This is a genomic window from Methylovulum psychrotolerans, assembly GCF_002209385.1.
In the GTDB taxonomy this organism is placed as follows: Bacteria; Pseudomonadota; Gammaproteobacteria; order Methylococcales; family Methylomonadaceae; genus Methylovulum; species Methylovulum psychrotolerans.
Window position 1 is genome coordinate 4,777,828 of sequence record NZ_CP022129.1, and the last position, 18,852, is coordinate 4,796,679.

Sequence of the window (18,852 nt, forward strand, 5' to 3'; positions counted from 1 at the left end):
CAGTTAAGTTAAGCAGCGGACTGCTGGAGGAAAGGCGGGTACTGCTCGCCGAAATTGATCTCCACATAGCGGATAAACGGGATGACCTCGCACTTGAGGCCGTCGCCCTGGAGGTTCTGGAGCAGGGCTTTGGAGAGGCCGCAGGCGTGGAGCATTTCGATAGCGTTGTGAAAAGCACCAACGCTACAAGTGCGCTTGGCCTCAATCCAGCCCTCGGTCTTGATGGCGCGGTAAACGCGGTAAGCGGCGTTGGCCTTGCCATAGGTAACCTTGCCGGAACGGGCGTTAACCGTGGGGAATTTGTCGCGTAACTGTTTCTCTATCTGGTCGTCTTTGATGATGCGCATGTGTTTGCCCTCTAAGGCCTTAAATATGTCGTGTGTCGATTCTCGCCAAAAACCTTGTGCATCGAACACCTTGCAAAGGTCGAATAAATTGTTGCTGATGTGGCGGCGCTGGAACCAACGTGTTTTCAGCGAAGCTTCCCAGCGCACCATACCTTTTGCCCAGTCCAAAAGCTTGGGGGTGTAAATGGCGGACAGCGGGGCTTTGCCGCGCCCTGCCCTTTTGTCTTTCGCCAACAGGTTCAGGATTTCAAGGAGCTTGACGTAAACCTTGATTTTTTTGATGCGGCTGTTGGCCTTGCCGAAATAGACGGTGCCGCTGTAGCCGGTCCGGGCGCGGGTCTGGCCGTTGCTGACGTTCTGCAAGGCGTTGACGAACTGCAAGGCCTCGTTTTCGGTTTTGCACCACGAATGGTAGGTAATATCGACCTGCTCAACCGACCAATAAGGCACGTCCAAAAACTGGGCAAGCTGGGGGTAAGTGTCATAGAGCAAATGGATCATGAACTCGGCGCACGGCCACAAATCATCGGAACCGTAGAGGTTGTGGCCTTGCATGAGCTTGGCGGGGCTGGCCTTAATCTCGACGTAAAAATTTTGGCCGCCCTCCTTGGCGGCCGTGCGGAAGTCAAACTGAAATGGTCTAATAAAGCCGGACACTTCCAAAGGCATATTATAATGTCAGCAGAGGTGAAAAATGAGCAAAACAGATAAAGTCAAAAAACCTAAATTTACTCTGGAATTTAAGCAAGATGCGGCCATTCAAGCTCGAATGCCTGAAGATAAAACATAAAACCAATCATTTCGCTATGCGGGCCAAGCTGTTCGTCAAGGCCAACCAAATGGCTTATGAAGAGTTGCAAAAACTAAGGGCTGCGTAACATCAGTTATTAAGGCGCGTTATGAGGCTTTGGCGTTGGCTGAGGTGGTGGCGTTTGTCGATGATGACGATACCGTGGAGCCGGATGCCTTAAGGCTGGGCTTGGCGGCATTGGCGCAGAGTGGCGCGGGCGTGGCGTTTACCAATGAGGTTAAGGCCTTTGCGGACGGCTCGGAAATACGCCACCACAAGGCGGGCTGCACTTACGAAATGGCGACCGACAGCCAAGGCATCATCCATAGCCTGGCCCTTATCAGGACGGCGGCGGTCAGCGGTTTGTCGTTCGGTTTGGCTAGTCGCTATGGCGTGGATAGTGAGTGGGTTATGAAAACCGAGGCGGCTTTGCTGCATGGGGCTGTCCATGTGCCGATGTTCGGCTACCGTTGGACGCAACATGCCAATCAACATCATTGCTTAAGCGATCAAGTGGAAAAGCGGACGCATAGCCGCGAGAAGATTAGTGCGGCTATGCGGTTATGGGGTGGGAATCGGGGGGTGATTCCGGTTTATGGGGGGTAGGGTGGCTGCTCCTGGACGGGCTGCGCCTTACTCATTTGATGTCCCTCGGCATTTTTTGGGTGCCATCAAAAACGCCATATTCAAGCAAATACATTTGCCGGACATACGGCTGTGCAAATGGCTTAGGTCTGTCATTACTTTCTCAAAAACCATTACTTAGCTGCGGAGAACTATTTTTGGCCGCTTTTGTAGTGAAAACGGAAACTATAGGTTTCTATTCGCCTGTGGTTAGTCGACAAGCTCTGCTGCAATCTAGGTAGGATAGCTTTATACATTTATAAATTAAATTATAGGGTTTTAATGTATATAAAATAGAAAAATGTTGCAATTATTCCGCACTTTAGTATTATATAGATTGAAAAACCCCAGTAAATTAACTGTTGACCCTATATCCCTGTTGGCAGGGTATTTGTGTGTCTACAGTAATGGCTTCCTTATTTTTATGCCTAAAAATAAGTATTTGCTAAGATGGTTGTTTTTTCGGAAGGTACAAAGCTGTCTATAAAGTAAACCACATTAATCAAGAGTGAAATGCTCGATCTAACATGAGGAAATCCGTATTATGACAATTTTTTTAAAGAAAAATAAACTGAACGCATCTATTCTGGTGGCGCTCCAGGCGCTAGGCCTGTCCCTTGGCGGCGTTGCCAGTTCGGCTGCGATGGCGGACAGCACTTATTTCAAGTATTCAAACGCTTATTATTCCAATGCCACTGCCCGCCAAAAAATGACCATTTACACCCGGGGAACGCCTGACAAGACCTCCGACTCGACGTATTCCGGGGCGTGTACTTATTCTTATGGGGCAAATTCAGATCCGGCCATGAATGAAGGTGAAAGCGGCAAGACTTCTACGACCTTTTCGCAATACCTGACAACAACAGAGCGCGACTACAGATTTAACAATAATAGCGAGTTTCTTTTGGGGGCTTTTGTCGACTATATTGCCCCAAGTGTGCCGCTGCCGCTTTATAGTAGCGTTCCGCATTTTTGTGAAACCACTCCTGCGGACTCTACAAGAGACAAGACAACTATCGGAAACATTCTGTACAATAACGTGAGAACTGGGGCGTTCCTGCGCCTGCGCTCACTGGACGACAGCGAAAACATTTTTAACTTTGAGTTCGCCCAAGACCGGATCAACATGGAAACCAAGAGTGAAAATTGGTGGAAAGACGCTTTGGGCTGGTCGCAATATTTCTATCCTAACTTTACAACGCTTGGGTCATTCCATGGGCCGGATGCCTCATTGGCATTTAAGAACAGCGAAGTCACCCTTCTTTCTACCCAAACCCCAGTTGGCCAATATCAGCACCTTTATTTGAACTATAGCTTAAAGAATAACGTGCAGAACAGTGTCTTCAATACTGTCCCTTATGGCGTTAATACCCAAGCTTACTCAGGCACCCCACCGTCAACCGGGCAGACTACTTATGATGCCAGCAAACATGGCGGCGGCTTACGTTTTGGCGTCACTTTCAGATTTGTGGACGACGGGACTTTTTGTGGCGCGACATCAACAGGCAAAAAGTATTATTCTTTCAATCTCGTAGAAAATATCTTTGATGAGCGGTTTGAATATATCGACCAAAACCCTGACGGAACTATCAATACCTCATTCCAACCATTGGCGGTCGACCCTGCCACTGGACAGAACATGTACAGATACCCGTTGCGTAACTTGGTTGATTACAATGCTTATGTGATACCGGCAACCGGTTTCCACTACAACCCATTTAAAGTAAGAGGCATAACGACCTCTATTGCAAATAAAGACTTAATTCCTGTACTCAACAGTGTGATACCCAATTTGGTGGCCGGAGGGGCGTTCCCAGCCATGCCGACCTGCGCAGGTAAAACAGCCGCTGACTACTACGCCTTCATCCTCAACAACATGTACGTCCCTACCGCCAGCACCGGGTACGAAACAGGCGGCATAAACGACTTAAGCTTCAGCTTGTTTGAGTTTAGCCTTGTCGGCACCAATACTGCACGGTAACGTTTAGCGATTGGACACCGCTTACCCGTTCAGATATTTTCGGGAGATTGGCTTATTTTAGGGGAGGGAGACGGCGTGGTGCTGAGGTATTGTGCTTTGCCGTCGCCTTCCTTCGGCTAATCATTCGGCAGGTGAGAGGCGTTTATCTTTATAAATGTATTAAAAAAGCCCCGTTAAGGGGCTTTTTTGTGGCTGCCCCCTTGCGGGAAAAATGGGGCGTTTTCCGCAAGGGGGCAGGGGGTTAAACTACCATAAAATCCGCCGAAGTCATCGCCACCCCTGTGCCGAGGATGGCGATTTGCACCGCCGCCGCCGCGCCGCTGCCGTCGGTGTCGTAAGACAGGGCACCGGAGGTGGTGTTGTAGAGGATGTGGTCGTTGCTGTCTTGTACACCGCCGTTACCGAGGATTTTGAACTGGTCGGCGGCCAAGGCTCCAGTGGCCAAGGCGGTGAAGATGCTGTGTGCCAGTTGGATGGTGTCATCGGTGACGCTAAAGTCGGTGATGGTGTCGATGTTGTCAGGGCCTAAGGTGGTATTGAAGACAAAGCTGTCGTGGCCTAAGCCGCCGATCAGGGTATCGTTACCCAGGCCGCCGTTAAGGACATCGTTGCCGCCAAAGCCCCACAGCTTGTCATTACCTGCCAAGCCATTGAGGGTATCATTGCTGTCGTCATAACCGTACAGGCTGTCGTTGCCGCTGGTGGGGGTTGGGACGGTGTGTGCCTTGATGTCGGCCCAACTCCAGACTGTCCCGTTGCTGAACTGGAACTGTTCAATACGGGTATCCGTTAACGTAAAATAAGCCCGGACGACCAACTGTCCGCCGCTGTATTTCAGCAACAGATCACTGCCATTCCCGTAATAACCCGCCGGACGGCTGACACTGCTGATGTCGGTGGCGAGCATGTTGGTGAACTTGACCACATCGGTGCCGCCTTCATCAACAATGGTGTCCGCCCCGTCGTTCTTGGCGATCAGGTAGGTGTCGTTGCCCAGGCCGCCATCGATATAGTCGTTGCCGGTGCCGCCATTAAGGGTGTCGTTGCCACCATAACCATACAGGGTGTCATTGCCCGCCAAGCCATTGAGGGTGTCGTTGTTGCCATCAGTACCTTTCAAGATGTCGTTGCCGCTGGTGCCTTGCAGCACCTTTAGGTTGATGTCCGTCCAGCCCCACACCGCCCCGTTGCTGAACTGGAACTGCTCGATGCGGTTGTCAGCTGAATAAAAGTAATTTTTGATGGTCAACTGGCCGCCGCTGTATTTCAGCAACACATCGTTGCCATTGACGCCAGCGCGGCTGACTTGGCTGATGTCGGTGGCGAGCATATTGGTGAATTTGACCACATCAGCAGTCCCATTTTCATCATACAGCGCGTCCGTCCCGTCATTTTTGGCGATCAGGTAGGTGTCGTTGCCCCAGCCCCCATACAGGGTGTCATTGCCGGTGCCGCCGTTGAGGGTATCGTTTCCGTTATAGCCATACAGAGCATCATTGCCCGCTAGGCCATTCAGGGTATTGTTGCCGCCATCGCCGTATAAGTGATCGTTGCCGCTAGTCCCTTGCGACACTTTTAGGTTGATGTCCGCCGTATTCCACACTGTGCCATTGCTGAATTGGAACTGTTCGATGCCATCGGATACGGAAAAGTAATATTTGAAGGTGATTTGTCCGCCACTATAGGTCAGCAACAGGTCTAAGCCATAGCTACCGACTTGGCTGACGCGGCTGATGTCGGTGGCGAGCATATCGGTAAACTTGACTACATCGGTGCCGCCTTCATCATAAATAGTGTCCGCCCCGTCGTTCTTGGCGATCAGGTAGGTGTCGTTACCTATGCCCCCTTCCATATAATCGTTGCCGGTGCCGCCATTAATGATGTCGTTGCCGTCTTCGCCATACAGCGTGTCGTTACCGCCATTGCCATTAATGACATCATTGCCTGCCGTGCCAAGGTAAGAGTTATTGCTATTGTCGCCATTATAAGTTGCCATTGTTTATCACCTTAAGTCGTGTTGTGGGTGGGGGGGGGAAATCACTTCAGGCAAAGTTTATACGCTGAAAAACAAAATAGCTAGGTACTAAATCACACAATAAAAAAATTTAATGTTTTTTTAAGGGAGGCAATGCGGGTAATGGTGTGTTGTGGGTGGGGAGGTACAGCGTTTTATGTTGGTATGGAAAGGTTTAGCCGCTTTGAGTGTTAAAGCCATTGTGCAGGAGGTAACCCGACAAGTATTGCAAAGTGGTAACAACGCCAACGACACCACTGAGCTAAAAGCCCCGTTAAGGGGCTTTTTTGTGTCCGGCGGTGGGGTTTGCGTCACTGCCATTAAGTTAAGGAATTGTACTTGTAATTTCAAAAAGATAGGATTAACCGTTCGCCTGTCCCCAGACCCCCCTTGTGGGGGAGCTTGTCCCACAGGGACTTCCGATGGTCGTCGAAGGGGCATCGCCGACAAGCCCGTCGCCGTTGCAAAGCCTTGATTGCAGATCAGGTAGTCTGTGTAGAGTTCTATTTTTTCTTTTTCCATCCGTCAATGATACTCTTTTTGGGATGGGGTGCGTAACATCAGATAGTAAAACGGCTGTTTGAGATTTGCCTGTTTAAAAAAGGCCCGCAGGATTTGCCTTATCGCCTGAGCGTGTTAAAAATGGCGGTTGCCGCCAATATGCTGGTCAGTTTTTTAATGCTGCACATGGACAAGGGCGGGGTGCGCTCAGTCTTGCAAACGGTGGTCGGCATTGCCTTGGAAGTCTTCTTCGCGGGGCTTTGCCTGTACAGTTTCGGTAAACTGGCGCGGTTTTGGCAAACTGCCTCGGCCTTATTGGGTACGGACGCGCTGCTGAGTTTTTTTGCCCTGCCGGTGATGGCGACCCTGATCTTACAGCAAGGCGGGGTGGCGGTGTTTTTAGTGATGGTGGCGATTATTATCTGGCATTGGGCGGTGGTAGGCCACATCTTACGCCACGCCTTAGATAAGCACATCAGCTTTAGTTTGGGCTTAGCGTTGTTATATTTAGTGGCTTCTTATAAAGTAATGGCTTTATTGTTCCCGGAACTACCCAGTGTTAACTAACGAGGCGAGCATGGCAATGTATCAGCATATCTTATTGGCGGTCGATTTTTTTGAGCATGACCAGATAGTCATTGACCGGGCGAAAGCATTGGCGGCCAGCTATCAGGCAAAACTAAGCCTAATTCACGTTGTCGACAATACCCCGATGGTCGATGCCGGTTATGGCGATATGCCGTATCCCATCGACTTGGGCAATGAGCTGATGGCTATTGCCCAGGCTAAGCTGCATAAATTGGCGGCGGCGTTGGCAGTGGCCGAGGCGGACATTTGGTTAGAGTCGGGCAGCGCCCACCAAGAGATTGTCCGCGTCGCCCAAGAGCAACAGGCCGATTTGTTGGTGGTCGGCTCGCACGGTCGGCATGGTTTGGCATTATTGCTGGGGTCTACCGCCAACAGCATCCTGCACCACGCCCGCTGCGATGTCTTGGCAGTACGCTTGCCGGATCAGCCCGCCGCCTGAGCGGGTGTTCTGCCTTACGCGCTTTTAAGTAGTGGTGCAAAAGTCTTTTAACATTCGTGAATTCAACCCCACCCCTCCTGAGCGAAGCCGAAGGGGAGGCTGGGAGGGAGTTACAGAGCTACCAATGTTAAATGTTAAAAATATATGAACACCCACTTACTGCTACGCGCTGCACCATAAAGCCTGCGTAAATGCGGGCGGTTGCCGAAAAAAAGTGTTTCAAAAACAAAAATTAGAATAACTATAGAGGAAAAAAATGAGTGGCACTATTGAGAGTTATGACCCTGCAACAGAAACCGGCACGATAAGCAGCGAGGGCCGTCTGCTGGCTTTCCGGCTGGGTGATTGGGTTGCCGTTGCCGCGCCTGAAGCGGGCGATGCCGTGCGGTTTATTGAGGAAGAAGGCGTTGCGAAAAGCGTTGACCTGGTCGGGGCGTATTTGGAAAAGCCCAAGCCCGTTAAATACAAATATCTGGCGGCATTGTTGGCGTTTACCTTAGGTTGGGCAGGCGGTGGCCGCCTATACTTGGGGTTTTACCGTTTGGCTTTCGCGCAGATGCTGGTGACGTTTGCGTTGTTTATCACCCAGTATTTTGTTGTCTACGCGCCAGTCTGGGGCTTTATCGAATGTGTGCTTATTTTGGCCGGGCATATAAATCAAGATGCCAAAGGGCGGCCATTTAAATAAGCCTTGACCGCCGCCCCGCAACCTTAACCGCAGGTTGCGGGGCAGAAGGCCTTACGGCAACCGCCCGTTTAGTGGCGGCGGCCTTTTTTGGCGGCGGGTTCTTCAAACTTTACTTTTAACGGCTTGCCACAATACAAGTTGCCGTCCAACGCCGAAATGGCGGCACGGGCTTCATGGCCTTCCATGCCGATAAAGGCAAAGCCTCGGCATTTGCCGCTAAAAATATCCGAAACCAATTCAATGGAGCGGACTTTGCCATATTGCGAAAATAAGGCTTGTACGCTGGTCTCGGTGGCGTCGCTAGGTAAGTTTCCTACAAAAATACGTTTCAAAAGACATGTCCTAAATTCAGAGGTGGGTTGATGGGCCGGATGTTGCCGGTTTTGCCACAGTCCCGCAAGACGGGGTGTGCCGGGAAAATAACCGCTTAAAGCGGCGTTTGCCTGGGGTGCTTGCAAGTCTTTAGGCAAGTTTGGCCTGTCTGTTACCGTCAGGGGCCTTTGGGGCAGACGGCAGCAAGCAAGCCGAAACCGCTTAACCGTATCTATCAATACCAACATAGCTGAGCCGCTTATACCGCTGAAGCGGCAAGTAGGCATTTGCGCAGCATATAAAGGCAAAAAGCGAGGGAGTTTCTGGAAAAGTGCTGATGGATATGCAAAGCGTAACTAGAAAATGTCGGCACAAGACCGGCAAATTTTCTACTAGCTCCGCCATTATAGTGATAACGTTCTGTTATAGCTATCTAAAAGTTTGGTTGGGCAAGCAATGGGGCTTAAAATATACCGATAGCCGCCTGTTTTTTGAGCCAAAAGCAGGCGTTTGGGGAAAACGGGGCTTGTCCGCCGGACAGTTTGGGCCTGCGGTGCAAAAGCAGGCTAGCGGCTCAGTCATGTTTGGGGCAGGGGCTGAGCGGGTTGAATTTGGCAGCGTTATCGGACTCATGGCCAGCGATTTTAGCAAGGTTGGGCAACTGGCTTAAACGCCCGTTAAGCCGATTTAGAAAAGTCTGCACAGGTAGAGGGTCTTGGACTGGCGCGAGACCTTGTTGCAATATTTCATTGGCGGCGGGGCTGCGGGCAAATTCGGACAGTAAATTCGCTATGCGTAGCCCGGCTTCTGGGGCAATTACCCCGTCTTTGCGGCCTTGGCTCAGTAAAGCGGCAATGGTTCTGGCTTCTGCCGCGGCCAAGTTGCGTAACCTGTTGTCATGTTGTGTTGCCAGTAGCGCGTAAGGCAGGAGCTGATAAAATTTTTTTATAACCGCTTGGCCTTCCGGGGTGGTGTCCAGCATTTCGTTGCTGAACGCCACTAACTGTTGGCTGCTGTCTACGCCGCCTAACAGTTGTGCGGTATGGTCATCCATACTGTTTATAGGCTCGGCTTGGACGGACAAACCCGCTAACGCTAAGGTAATCGCAATCAAGGTTTTTTTCATATAAAGGCTCTGCATAAGTGATGATCGGTTGTCCACTTGTCAATCCAGACAGAAACAACTTATATTTATAAATGGCTACAAAAAAATAACCACTTACTCACAATAACAGCAATACTAGGGTGAAAAAAATTAACTAATACCAAAAAAACTGTGATTTTTTCACAAAAAATAGGCAATCCTCTCCTAGACATTGATTTTTAAAGAAAAATATTTTTAATACCCAAGGCTAAAAAATAAGGATTTTGCTGTTTTTATTCAAAAATGTGCAGCAACCCCAAAAAAGACCGCCGTTGTTTGCGGTAGCGAATAATGCGACACACCCTTAGATTAATATCTTTTTTGTTTTCATAACGACTGATATAATAGTCTTAGGTATCTAAATGTTTTTAACCTTGGGTTTTTGGTATCCCAGTGACGTGCCCATTGCCCTTACGTTAGACTTCCATAGAGATGCCGTCACTAATCAAGCAACACAAATAGCCAAATACTCAGGCTAAGGCGGGGTTTTAGCCTGTCGTTTGCTTAACGTTGGACTCTATTAATATGGGGGAATAAGCGTATGAAAAAAATAAAGGCGGCAATGTTACTGGGGGCGCTGCTGATGGTTAGCGGCACAGCCATAGCAGATTTAAATGATGGCTTGATTGTGCATTATAGTTTTGATGACTGCACAGCGAAGGACAGTTCAGCTAACGCATTGGACGGGACAATAATAGGTGACCCAAAATGTGTGGACGGCATAGCACTTGATGGCACAACAAATAATAAGGCATTAGAATTTAATGGTAATGATGTTATTGAAAGGTTATTTTCCGGTAATCCGGCCGCCCATTACACCGTCAGCCTTTGGTTAAAGGCAACCGATAATAATTCGGGCATTTTTTCGGTGGATGCCGGCGTAACGGGAGGCGGTACGGCAGGCAATGACCGCCATATTTATTTGTCGTCAGGGAGGATTTGCCACCGCGTTTGGAGTATGAACAAGAAAGACCAAAATGGTGATGGTTCAACACAATATATTTCTTGTACAGACCAAACCATCGGTAACGGGTTTACGTTGGTCACGTTAGCGGTTACCGGCAAATCCACCCGCTACTACATTAATGGCGAATTAGTAAAGCAATCCCTTTCACGCCCCTCTGAATTTAATTGGGATAACCGCTTCTATGTAGGCTATAGCTATGATCGGGCAAGTCAAAAATTTAAGGGGGTCTTAGACGAGTTCCGCTATTACCGACGCGCCTTAAAAACCAGTGAAATCAAAGAATTATACAAACAAAGCATCACTGTTGCCGGAACAATGAAGGGGTTAAACCCGGTCGGTTTCAGTGCGGAATGCCAGAATGTGACGACCGGGCAAAGCGTGATGCTCACTACCCGCCACTTTAATTGTGAAGCTGCCGGATTAACCATTTCGCCTAATGACGTGATCCATATTACCGTTGATGGCAAAGCAAAATAACAAGTCCGCTTTATGCCGCAAGCCGTTAAAAAAGCGGCGCAACTGCGTCGCTGGCAATTATTTTTCGGCTTATAAGTGGGTGTGCATATGTCTTTTAACATTTAACATTGGTGTCTCTGTAACCCCCTCCCAACCTCCCCCTTGCCAGGGGGAGGGGCTTTTTCCCCTCATTTTCGTCTGTTCGACGGGGAAGGTACTCCCTCTTACAAGTGTAGGTTTTTAAAAAGTGACGGGGCAAAGCGTTGAGAGTAAATTGATGAGTGTCATCAACATCCGTTTACCGAAGGTGCCGCCATGCCCCGCCATCCAGAACTATACCAATGGATCGACGGCGGCTTGGGCAACGACACCCTGACCGGCGGCGCAGGCTCGGACGTTTTCCGCTTCAACACCGCACCTTCCGCCGGCAACACCGACACCGTACTCGACTTTACGGTCGCCGACGACACCATCCAACTGGAAAACGCCGTCTTCACCCAACTGACGGCCACCGGCGTGCTCAATGCCGCCGAGTTTAAAATCGGTGCGGCGGCGGTCGACGCCAACGACTTTATCATCTACAACGCCGGCACCGGCGCCCTGTCTTATGATGCCGACGGCAACGGCGCGGGCGCGGCGGTGCAGATCGCCATCTTGGGCGTGAACTTGGCCTTGACCAACGCCGATTTTGTGGTGATTTGATAGGGATGGGGGTTGCTGCACGTTTAACAACAATATGCCGGGGCGGCTTTTTAAGTGCGGGGCCGGCATAAAAAACGTCAGCATTGTTTAAGGCAATACCTTCGCCAAACGCATAAACCCAGTTAAAACAAGCGCTTTAGATAAACTTGAACCATTGGTTTTGTAACGGCCTGCGTCAGTTTGCTCAATCCGACTCAACATCCAAATGGGCGGAGGTATTATTAATAATTGTCTATTTTAACCACTTTTTTTAATCATTATTTTGGGTACTAGCATGACCGTAACAGCAACAAAAAACACTTTATCATATTCTGGGCATTCCTTAGGGGAGTTTCGTAACAAATACGCTTTTGCTGTGATTAAGGCCGATGGTTCAGTGGTCACTTGGGGAGCTACTACTTTCGGCGGTGACAGCAGTGCGGTGGCGGATCAGCTTAACGGCACCCTGGACGTGAGGCAAATCTTCTCCACAGATAAGGCCTTTGCTGCGTTGCGGGCGGACGGTTCGGTGGTCACTTGGGGGGATATCGGCTACGGTGGCGACAGCAGCGCGGTGGCAGGCAAGATTGACGGCACTCCCAACCACACCGTGACGCAAATCTTCTCCACAGAATTTGCCTTTGCCGCCTTGCGCACGGACGGCTCGGTGGTCACTTGGGGGAATAGTATAGAGGGCGGCGACAGCAGCGCGGTGGCAGGCCAGATTAACGGCACTCTCAACGGCACTGCGGCTGTGACACAAATAGCTTCCACATACGAAGCCTTTGCCGCGCTACGCACGGACGGCTCGGTGGTTACTTGGGGGGATCGCTCTGCTGGCGGCACCACCAGCACCGCAGTGGCGGCACAACTTAACGGCACCGTGGATGTGGCGCAAATTTTTTCCACTTATGGTGCTTTTGCAGCGTTGCGCACAGACGGTTCGGTGGTCACTTGGGGGGATAAAACTAATGGTGGCAACAGCAGCGCGGTGGCAGGCCTCGACGGCACCGTGGACGTGACACAAATAGCTTCCACAGAATTTGCCTTTGCCGCCTTGCGCACGGATGGCTCGGTGGTCACTTGGGGATATAGCCCTAATGGCGGCGACAGCAGCGCGGTGGCAAGCCAGATTGACGGCACTCCCAACCACACCGTGACGCAAATAGTTTCCACAAACACTGCCTTCGCCGCGTTGCGTACGGACGGTTCGGTGGTCACTTGGGGTAATAACTCTGCTGGCGGCGACAGCAGTACGGTAGCAACCAGCCTCAACGGCAGCGTGGATGTGACACAAATCTTTTCCACAGTAAGCGCCTTTGCCGCCTTGCGCAGTGATGGCTCGGTGGTCACTTGGGGGAGTAGCTCTGGCGGTGGCGACAGCAGCACAGTGGCAATCGGCGGCACCCTGGACGTGACACAAATAGCCTCCACACAAACTGCCTTTGCCGCACTGCGTACGGACGGCTCGGTGGTCACTTGGGGGGATAGCACTAATGGCGGCAAAAGCAGCGCAGTGGCTGCACAGCTCGACGGCACAGTCGATGTGGTGAGCATTTATACCACAGACGGGGCCTTTGCCGCGTTACGCGCCGACGGCTCGATAGTCACCTGGGGCAATGCCAGTCTTGGCGGCAACAGCAGCACAGTCGCCAGCCAACTGACCTCCGGCGTGGTCGGTGCCGCCAACATCGGCGGTAACGATGTCTACATCAACCATGCCCCCACCGGCACGGTCAGCATCGCCGGCACGGATACCCAAGGCCAAACCCTCACCGCCAGCAACACCCTCGCCGATGCCGACGGCTTGGGGGCCATCACTTACAATTGGATGATTGGCGCCAGCGTCATCGGCATCGGCAGCAGCTATGTGCTTCAGGCCGGCGATGTCGGCCATACCCTGACCGTCACCGCCAGCTACACCGACCAATACGGCAAGGCCGAGAGCAAAGCCAGCGCCGCCACCGGCATGGTCGGCATCGTGGTGCTCGGCACCGCCGGCGCCGACACCCTGACCGGCACGGCGGGCAATGACCGTCTTGATAGCCGCGGCGGTATTGACACCCTGAGCGGAGGGCTGGGCAATGATGTGTATGTCGTCGACAACAGCGCCGATGTGGTGAACGAAGCCAGCGGCGGCGGCACTGATTCGGTCTACGCCTCGGCCAGCTATAGTTTGCCGGCGAACGTCGAGAACCTGTTTTTGACCGGCACCGCCGCCATCAACGGCACTGGCAACACCCTCGCCAACATCGTCTCCGGCAACAGCGCCGACAATGTCTTGTCCGGGGGTGACGGCAACGACACCCTGCTCGGCGGCTTGGGCAACGACACCCTGACCGGCGGCGCAGGCTCGGACGTTTTCCGCTTCAACACCGCACCTTCCGCCGGCAACATCGACACCGTACTCGACTTTACGGTCGCCGACGACACCATCCAATTGGAAAACGCCGTCTTCACCCAACTGACGGCCACCGGCGTGCTCAACGCCGCCGACTTCCGTATCGGCACGGGCGCGGCCGATGCTAACGACTTTATCATTTACAACGCCGGCACCGGCGCCCTGTCTTATGATGCCGACGGCAACGGCGCGGGCGCGGCGGTGCAGATCGCCATCTTGGGCGTGGGCCTGGCCTTGACCAACGCCGATTTTGTGGTGATTTGACCGGCCACTAAGTGTGTCGGGCAAACCCTCCTGATCGACACTCCACCCTCAGTAAACTGACGATAAAATCCAGCTTACCCAAGCCCCGCCGTTACGGCGAAAAATCGCGTAGCAGCATAAAACCTTTGGGTATTGTTTAATATCATTCCGCTTTAACCCTTTTTAATTCTTATTTTTTTGAGGCATAGCATGACTATAACGACAACAAAAAACACCTTATCATTTCCTGGACACTCTTTGGGGGAGTCGCGTAACAATTCTTCATTTGCCGTAATTAAAGCCGATGGTTCGGTGGTCACTTGGGGAAATAGTAATTTTGGCGGTGACAGCAGCGCAGTGGCAGGCCAACTTAACGGCACTCTCAACGGCACTGCGGCTGTGACGCAAATCTTCTCCACAGCCTTTGCCTTTGCCGCGTTGCGTACGGACGGCTCGGTGGTCACTTGGGGAACTGGCATTAATGGTGCTAATAATGGCGGTGACAGCAGCGCGGTGGCGACGCAGCTCGACGGCACCGTGGATGTGAAGCAAGTCTTCTCCACAAACACTGCCTTTGCCGCGCTACGGGCGGACGGCTCGGTGGTCACTTGGGGGGCTACGGTAACCACGAATGGCACTAATAATGGCGGTGACAGCAGCGAGGTGGCAAGCCAGCTTAACGGCGCCGTGGACGTGACGCAAATCTTCTCCACAAACACTGCCTTTGCCGCGCTACGTACGGACGGCTCAGTGGTCACTTGGGGGGATAGCTCTGCTGGCGGCAACAGCAGCGCAGTGACAGTACAACTTAACGGCAGCGTGGATGTAACGAAAATAGCTTCCACACTGGGGGCTTTTGCCGCGTTGCACACCGATGGTTCGGTGGTCGCTTGGGGGAATAGTAATTTTGGTGGCAATGGCGGTACGGTGAACAACGTGACGCAAATCTTTTCCACAGATTATGCCTTTGCCGCCTTGCGCACCGATGGTTCGGTGGTCACTTGGGGATATGGTACTTTTGGCGGCGACAGCAGCGCGGTGGCGGCACAGCTCAACGGCACGGTGGACGTGACACAAATCTTCTCCACACACGATGCCTTTGCCGCCTTGCACACCGATGGCTCGGTAGTCACTTGGGGGATGGGTGCTGATGGTGGCGACAGCAGCGCAGTGGCAGGCCAGCTCAACGGCACGGTGGACGTGACACAAATCTTCTCCACAGATTATGCCTTTGCCGCCTTACGCGCCGATGGCTCGGTAGTCACTTGGGGGCAGCCTACTTTGGGGGGTAGTCCCAGCAGCGCGGTGCTGGCACAGCTCGACGGCACCGTGGATGTGACGCAAATCTTTTCTACAGGCTCTGCCTTTGCCGCCTTACGTGCCGACGGCTCGGTGGTCGTTTGGGGGGCTGGCAGTGATGGTGGCAGCCCCAACAGCACGGTGCTGGCACAGCTCAACGGCATAATCGATGTGGTAAGCGTTTATACCACCGGTGGGTCTTTTGCCGCCCTGCGCACGGACGGCTCGATAGTCACTTGGGGAACCAGCGACAGCAGCGCACCGGGAAACATCAGCAGCAGCGCAGTCGCCAGCCAACTCACTTCCGGCGTGGTCAGCGCCGCCAACATCGCCACCAACGATGTCTACATCAACCATGCCCCCACCGGCACGGTCAGCATCGCCGGCACGGACACCCAAGGCCAAACCCTCACCGCCAACAACACCCTCGCCGATGCCGACGGTTTGGGGGCCATCACTTACACTTGGATGAGTGGGGCCAGCGTCCTCGGCACCGGCGGCAGCTATGTGCTTCAGGCCGGCGATGTCGGCCATACCCTGACCGTCACCGCCAGTTACACCGCTTGGCTCATGTATTCCTGAATACTTTCTAACTTTTCTTTTATATTTTCAATGACTTGAATCGGATTGTTGTTTTCATAGGCTTGCTGTTGTTTTTCGCATATTTTTTTGTGATAGCTGACGTAATCAGGATAATATCCATCGCTCCGTAATCTGCTGAAATCCGTAGCTGGCTTTGGTTTGAGCCGAATTTCATCGACTACGGTTTCTAGTCGTTCAAGCTGTTTATTGATACGATCAATTTTTCTACAGCTTTCCCAAGTGTGTTGATCTGCTCGCTCTGCTGCTCTAAGTCCTTGTACAAGGATTCGGGTGCTTTGAGTTGCAATATCTTCAAGAGTGCTTTCTCGATGTCTGCCTGTTGTGTACCAATGGTCATCTGCATTGGTTTCAATTCGGTTTTTACTAAATCCCTGACAATGCTGTTCAAATCCAGTTGATTTAATGCTCTGGTTAATTGCGTGGTCAATTGGGTTCTCAAGTTTTCCTGAAACGCTTGTTGTAACTGCTCGGAAAAGTTGCCCTGTTCGATCTTGGATAGCTCGGTTTGCTGTGCTGAAATCAATGCTTGTTGTTGTTTGAGTTGGATTTTTAAGCTCTGCTCGACTTCGCTGTATGCGGTCAAAATGCTCTTTAATGAACTGACCTGTTGACTCAAGGCTTCGTTTTGCTCGGCTAACAAGCTGTTTTGTTGACTCAATAAGGCGTTTTGTTCCGTTAAAAATTGGTCGATCTCGGTCAGCATGACTTACCTCTGTTTTAAACTGTTCAAGTAATTGATTTGGTTTGTTATTGCCTGTGAATTCTGCTGTATCATTTCGCGCTGCGCTGCGATGGTTTTTAGATTTGAACTGGATTGATAGCCCAGATAGGAAGTCATTAAGAGCATCAACACTGTGAATATCCATGCTCCCAGAACTATGTAACTCGCTTTCTGGCTGCTCAGTTTTTCTGTAATCAGCGTTTGTAGGTGGCTCTCGGTCTGTTCGCTTTGCCTTGCTATGGCTTGCTGTACTTGGGCTTGGATGCTCTTGCTCAAACTCTGTTTGTCGATGGAGATGCTCTGCAACTGGCTGTTGATATGGGTTTGTAGAGCCTGAATTGAGGTTGAAAACGAATCTATGCTCGATGTCACTTTCAAAATTTCCGCAGTATCTATATTCGCTAAGTTTGCCAGAAGTGCCTCTATTTGCTCCGTATAGCTCGCTGACAGCGTTTTTATGGCTTGGGGTGATAGATTCCCTATCTCGGTCAAAATCGAGCTTATACGCGATTCTAGGGCTATTGTCGTTTGTTGTACTTTTTGCAAAAGAGAGATGCTGTTGATTGTAGGCTGCTCGCTTTGCTCGATAAGTTGCTCGAAGTTGATCAGCGTCTTGGAGAGCTGCTGCAAGCTCGCTTGGAGTTGGTCGGCTTGCTGCTGCTGCTCTGAGATGCTCTGAATAAGATCCAATTTCGAATTTTTCATGATAGAAATCGCCTTTCAGTCGATGTTTGTTGCCGTTGTTAAGTGTGACTGTCAAAAATTCTTTGCTCGGTTTTATCGAGTCAATTCCATCCAGTTGCGTGATACAAGCCACTATGTCGGCTCTGTTCTCTGCTGTTTGGGTCTTTAAGAGTGTTTGAACATAGTTATCAATTGCCTTGCAAAACTGCTTTTTAGGCAAGGTTTCTAGCTCTTGGCTCGAAAGGATGTTTTTTGCATGTTTGTTCAGCTTGGCAACGTGGTTCGGCTCTTGTGTCGTGTGCATTAGCAGCAAATCGTCAGGGCGCGACCACTGATATTTTGTGTTGAAGTAATCCCGTAATGAGTCGAAATGTTTCTCATGCCCTGGGGGCGCAATATTGAGTGATTTTCCACTCTGTAAATCAAGGCGTGGTACTAAAACATGAATATGCTTTGAGCCATCATCATCCGTATGTTGAACGGCAAACAGATGATATTGAGATGGGTCTAACCCTGAGAAAGCATGTTGTTCAAAGTCGGTTAAAACCTCCCTGATCTGCTCGTCTGTAGGGGCATCATCCTTTGACCATGCAATCACGCCACTGGTGTATTTCCACAGATGGGGGCTTGCATCACAAATGGCGTTAAATGTGGTCGCATCACCTTGCAAAACCTCAATGCCTGCACGGATATTGCCAAGATGATCAAACTTGTCGAGTAAGTATGCCGATGCTTTGGCAGCATTGCCTTTGCCATGATTCAAAAATTTAATATGCACTTTCGTCCTCCTCGGCTAATTGGGTTGAGGACAATTGTTTTTTTAGCCGTTCAGGGCTTTGCCGACTGATTTTCGGTAGGACAGGGAAAAGTTGTTCTAGTTCATTCTGTATGCCTTTAAGGACAAGCATTAGGCTAAAAATATCAAGTTTACGCTGTTGCTGTTGATCTGCATTTTTGATGACGTTTAAGGCTCTGGCAATTTGGTTGAGGTTGTTGCCGATTCTGGAAAGCCCAAGCAATAAATCAGGGTCGGTTTTTTGGTAACGCTTAACCACTTCAAACACCGTTTTAATTTTAATTCTGGGGCGTTGCATGTCTTGGGGCTGTTGCACGGTAACAGCATCTTGCATGACTTCACGTTGAATTAAAGACTGGATGAAATCGGTGAAGTTGGTGTTTTCTTTTTTGAGGTGTTGCTCCAGTTGCTCAAGCTGTAGATCGGTGAGTCTAAATTTTTTGATCTTATCTTTTGCCATATCCCACCTCTCTAACAGGCTTTTGCTTTTGGGGTCTTAGGGGTGAAACCCCTAACAAGTCCCTGTGACATAAATTTCGGAGAAATTTGTGGTCACAGGTAGGCTTGCTTATT

Annotated in this window: 15 protein-coding genes and 1 pseudogene; 10 read left to right on the forward strand and 6 right to left on the reverse strand. The window is 50.9% G+C overall.

From position 1 onward, the window contains the following. Window positions 1-8: 8 nt before the first annotated feature. Complete coding sequence (locus CEK71_RS21560; protein ID WP_088621302.1) at window positions 9-1,016, reverse strand: phage/plasmid replication protein, II/X family; 1,008 nt, start codon at window positions 1,014-1,016, stop codon at window positions 9-11. 89 nt (window positions 1,017-1,105) lie between these two features. Between CEK71_RS21560 and CEK71_RS24365 the strand changes: the two are divergent. The 3 genes and pseudogenes from CEK71_RS24365 to CEK71_RS21570 all read left to right on the forward strand — a co-directional run. Beyond that, window positions 1,106-1,225, forward strand: a pseudogene (locus tag CEK71_RS24365) (IS701 family transposase); the annotation flags it as partial. A 29-nt stretch (window positions 1,226-1,254) separates the two neighbouring features. Continuing rightward, window positions 1,255-1,743, forward strand: a complete 489-nt coding sequence (locus tag CEK71_RS21565) for a glycosyltransferase (protein ID WP_088621303.1) — start codon at window positions 1,255-1,257, stop codon at window positions 1,741-1,743. Window positions 1,744-2,305: 562 nt separating this feature from the next. Then, window positions 2,306-3,742 (forward strand): hypothetical protein, encoded by a 1,437-nt coding sequence (locus tag CEK71_RS21570; RefSeq protein ID WP_088621304.1) that lies wholly within the window; start codon window positions 2,306-2,308, stop codon window positions 3,740-3,742. Between the two features lie 241 nt (window positions 3,743-3,983). On the opposite strand, the gene CEK71_RS21575 is transcribed toward CEK71_RS21570, so the two are convergent. Continuing rightward, window positions 3,984-5,738 carry a calcium-binding protein gene (locus CEK71_RS21575; RefSeq protein WP_088621305.1) on the reverse strand — a complete coding sequence of 585 codons (1,755 nt, stop codon included), beginning with the start codon at window positions 5,736-5,738 and terminating at the stop codon, window positions 3,984-3,986. A 633-nt stretch (window positions 5,739-6,371) separates the two neighbouring features. On the opposite strand from CEK71_RS21575, the gene CEK71_RS21580 reads away from it, so the two are divergent. The 3 genes from CEK71_RS21580 to CEK71_RS21590 all read left to right on the forward strand — a co-directional run bounded on the left by CEK71_RS21580 (window position 6,372) and on the right by CEK71_RS21590 (window position 7,972). Next, window positions 6,372-6,824: a hypothetical protein gene (locus CEK71_RS21580; RefSeq protein ID WP_232463712.1), complete on the forward strand. Its 453-nt coding sequence runs from the start codon at window positions 6,372-6,374 to the stop codon at window positions 6,822-6,824. A gap of 10 nt (window positions 6,825-6,834) precedes the next feature. After that, a complete protein-coding gene (locus CEK71_RS21585) occupies window positions 6,835-7,284 on the forward strand; it encodes a universal stress protein (protein ID WP_088621307.1) in 450 nt (149 codons plus the stop codon). A gap of 256 nt (window positions 7,285-7,540) precedes the next feature. Next, the gene (locus CEK71_RS21590) at window positions 7,541-7,972 is read left to right on the forward strand and encodes an NINE protein (RefSeq protein ID WP_088621308.1); all 432 of its coding nucleotides are present in this window, start codon (window positions 7,541-7,543) and stop codon (window positions 7,970-7,972) included. A 68-nt stretch (window positions 7,973-8,040) separates the two neighbouring features. Here CEK71_RS21590 and CEK71_RS21595 read toward each other — a convergent pair whose 3' ends face one another. Continuing rightward, window positions 8,041-8,304, reverse strand: a complete 264-nt coding sequence (locus CEK71_RS21595) for an RNA recognition motif domain-containing protein (protein WP_088621731.1) — start codon at window positions 8,302-8,304, stop codon at window positions 8,041-8,043. A gap of 554 nt (window positions 8,305-8,858) precedes the next feature. Continuing rightward, window positions 8,859-9,410: a hypothetical protein gene (locus CEK71_RS21600; RefSeq protein WP_088621309.1), complete on the reverse strand. Its 552-nt coding sequence runs from the start codon at window positions 9,408-9,410 to the stop codon at window positions 8,859-8,861. Window positions 9,411-9,969: 559 nt separating this feature from the next. Here CEK71_RS21600 and CEK71_RS21605 point away from each other — a divergent pair. The 4 genes from CEK71_RS21605 to CEK71_RS21620 all read left to right on the forward strand — a co-directional run bounded on the left by CEK71_RS21605 (window position 9,970) and on the right by CEK71_RS21620 (window position 16,057). Further along, window positions 9,970-10,872 (forward strand): LamG-like jellyroll fold domain-containing protein, encoded by a 903-nt coding sequence (locus CEK71_RS21605; protein WP_088621310.1) that lies wholly within the window; start codon window positions 9,970-9,972, stop codon window positions 10,870-10,872. 294 nt (window positions 10,873-11,166) lie between these two features. Beyond that, window positions 11,167-11,553, forward strand: coding sequence for a M10 family metallopeptidase C-terminal domain-containing protein (locus CEK71_RS21610; protein WP_088621311.1), 387 nt, complete (start codon window positions 11,167-11,169; stop codon window positions 11,551-11,553). A gap of 274 nt (window positions 11,554-11,827) precedes the next feature. After that, the gene (locus CEK71_RS21615) at window positions 11,828-14,197 is read left to right on the forward strand and encodes a hypothetical protein (RefSeq protein ID WP_088621312.1); all 2,370 of its coding nucleotides are present in this window, start codon (window positions 11,828-11,830) and stop codon (window positions 14,195-14,197) included. Between the two features lie 189 nt (window positions 14,198-14,386). After that, window positions 14,387-16,057: an RCC1 domain-containing protein gene (locus tag CEK71_RS21620; protein ID WP_157679555.1), complete on the forward strand. Its 1,671-nt coding sequence runs from the start codon at window positions 14,387-14,389 to the stop codon at window positions 16,055-16,057. Here the strand turns inward: CEK71_RS21620 and CEK71_RS21625 are convergent. Both CEK71_RS21625 and mobC read right to left on the reverse strand, forming a co-directional pair. Next, window positions 16,030-18,261: a relaxase/mobilization nuclease domain-containing protein gene (locus CEK71_RS21625; RefSeq protein ID WP_088621314.1), complete on the reverse strand. Its 2,232-nt coding sequence runs from the start codon at window positions 18,259-18,261 to the stop codon at window positions 16,030-16,032. The two genes, CEK71_RS21620 and CEK71_RS21625, sit on opposite strands and share 28 nt — an antisense overlap. Further along, on the reverse strand, window positions 18,251-18,739 hold the full coding sequence (gene mobC, locus CEK71_RS21630; RefSeq protein ID WP_088621315.1) for a plasmid mobilization relaxosome protein MobC: 489 nt from the start codon (window positions 18,737-18,739) through the stop codon (window positions 18,251-18,253). The genes CEK71_RS21625 and mobC overlap by 11 nt, the downstream gene beginning before the upstream one ends. Window positions 18,740-18,852: the final 113 nt, after the last annotated feature.

Bases quoted from the DNA above. Each gene is read 5' to 3' on its own strand.
- CEK71_RS21575 (WP_088621305.1), bottom strand. From the start codon at position 5,738: ATGGCAACTTATAATGGCGACAATAGCAATAACTCTTACCTTGGCACG.
- CEK71_RS21585 (WP_088621307.1), top strand. From the start codon at position 6,835: ATGGCAATGTATCAGCATATCTTATTGGCGGTCGATTTTTTTGAGCAT.
- CEK71_RS21600 (WP_088621309.1), bottom strand. From the start codon at position 9,410: ATGAAAAAAACCTTGATTGCGATTACCTTAGCGTTAGCGGGTTTGTCC.
- CEK71_RS21560 (WP_088621302.1), bottom strand. From the start codon at position 1,016: ATGCCTTTGGAAGTGTCCGGCTTTATTAGACCATTTCAGTTTGACTTC.
- CEK71_RS21590 (WP_088621308.1), top strand. From the start codon at position 7,541: ATGAGTGGCACTATTGAGAGTTATGACCCTGCAACAGAAACCGGCACG.
- CEK71_RS21605 (WP_088621310.1), top strand. From the start codon at position 9,970: ATGAAAAAAATAAAGGCGGCAATGTTACTGGGGGCGCTGCTGATGGTT.
- mobC (WP_088621315.1), bottom strand. From the start codon at position 18,739: ATGGCAAAAGATAAGATCAAAAAATTTAGACTCACCGATCTACAGCTT.
- CEK71_RS21610 (WP_088621311.1), top strand. From the start codon at position 11,167: ATGCCCCGCCATCCAGAACTATACCAATGGATCGACGGCGGCTTGGGC.
- CEK71_RS21615 (WP_088621312.1), top strand. From the start codon at position 11,828: ATGACCGTAACAGCAACAAAAAACACTTTATCATATTCTGGGCATTCC.
- CEK71_RS21620 (WP_157679555.1), top strand. From the start codon at position 14,387: ATGACTATAACGACAACAAAAAACACCTTATCATTTCCTGGACACTCT.
- CEK71_RS21570 (WP_088621304.1), top strand. From the start codon at position 2,306: ATGACAATTTTTTTAAAGAAAAATAAACTGAACGCATCTATTCTGGTG.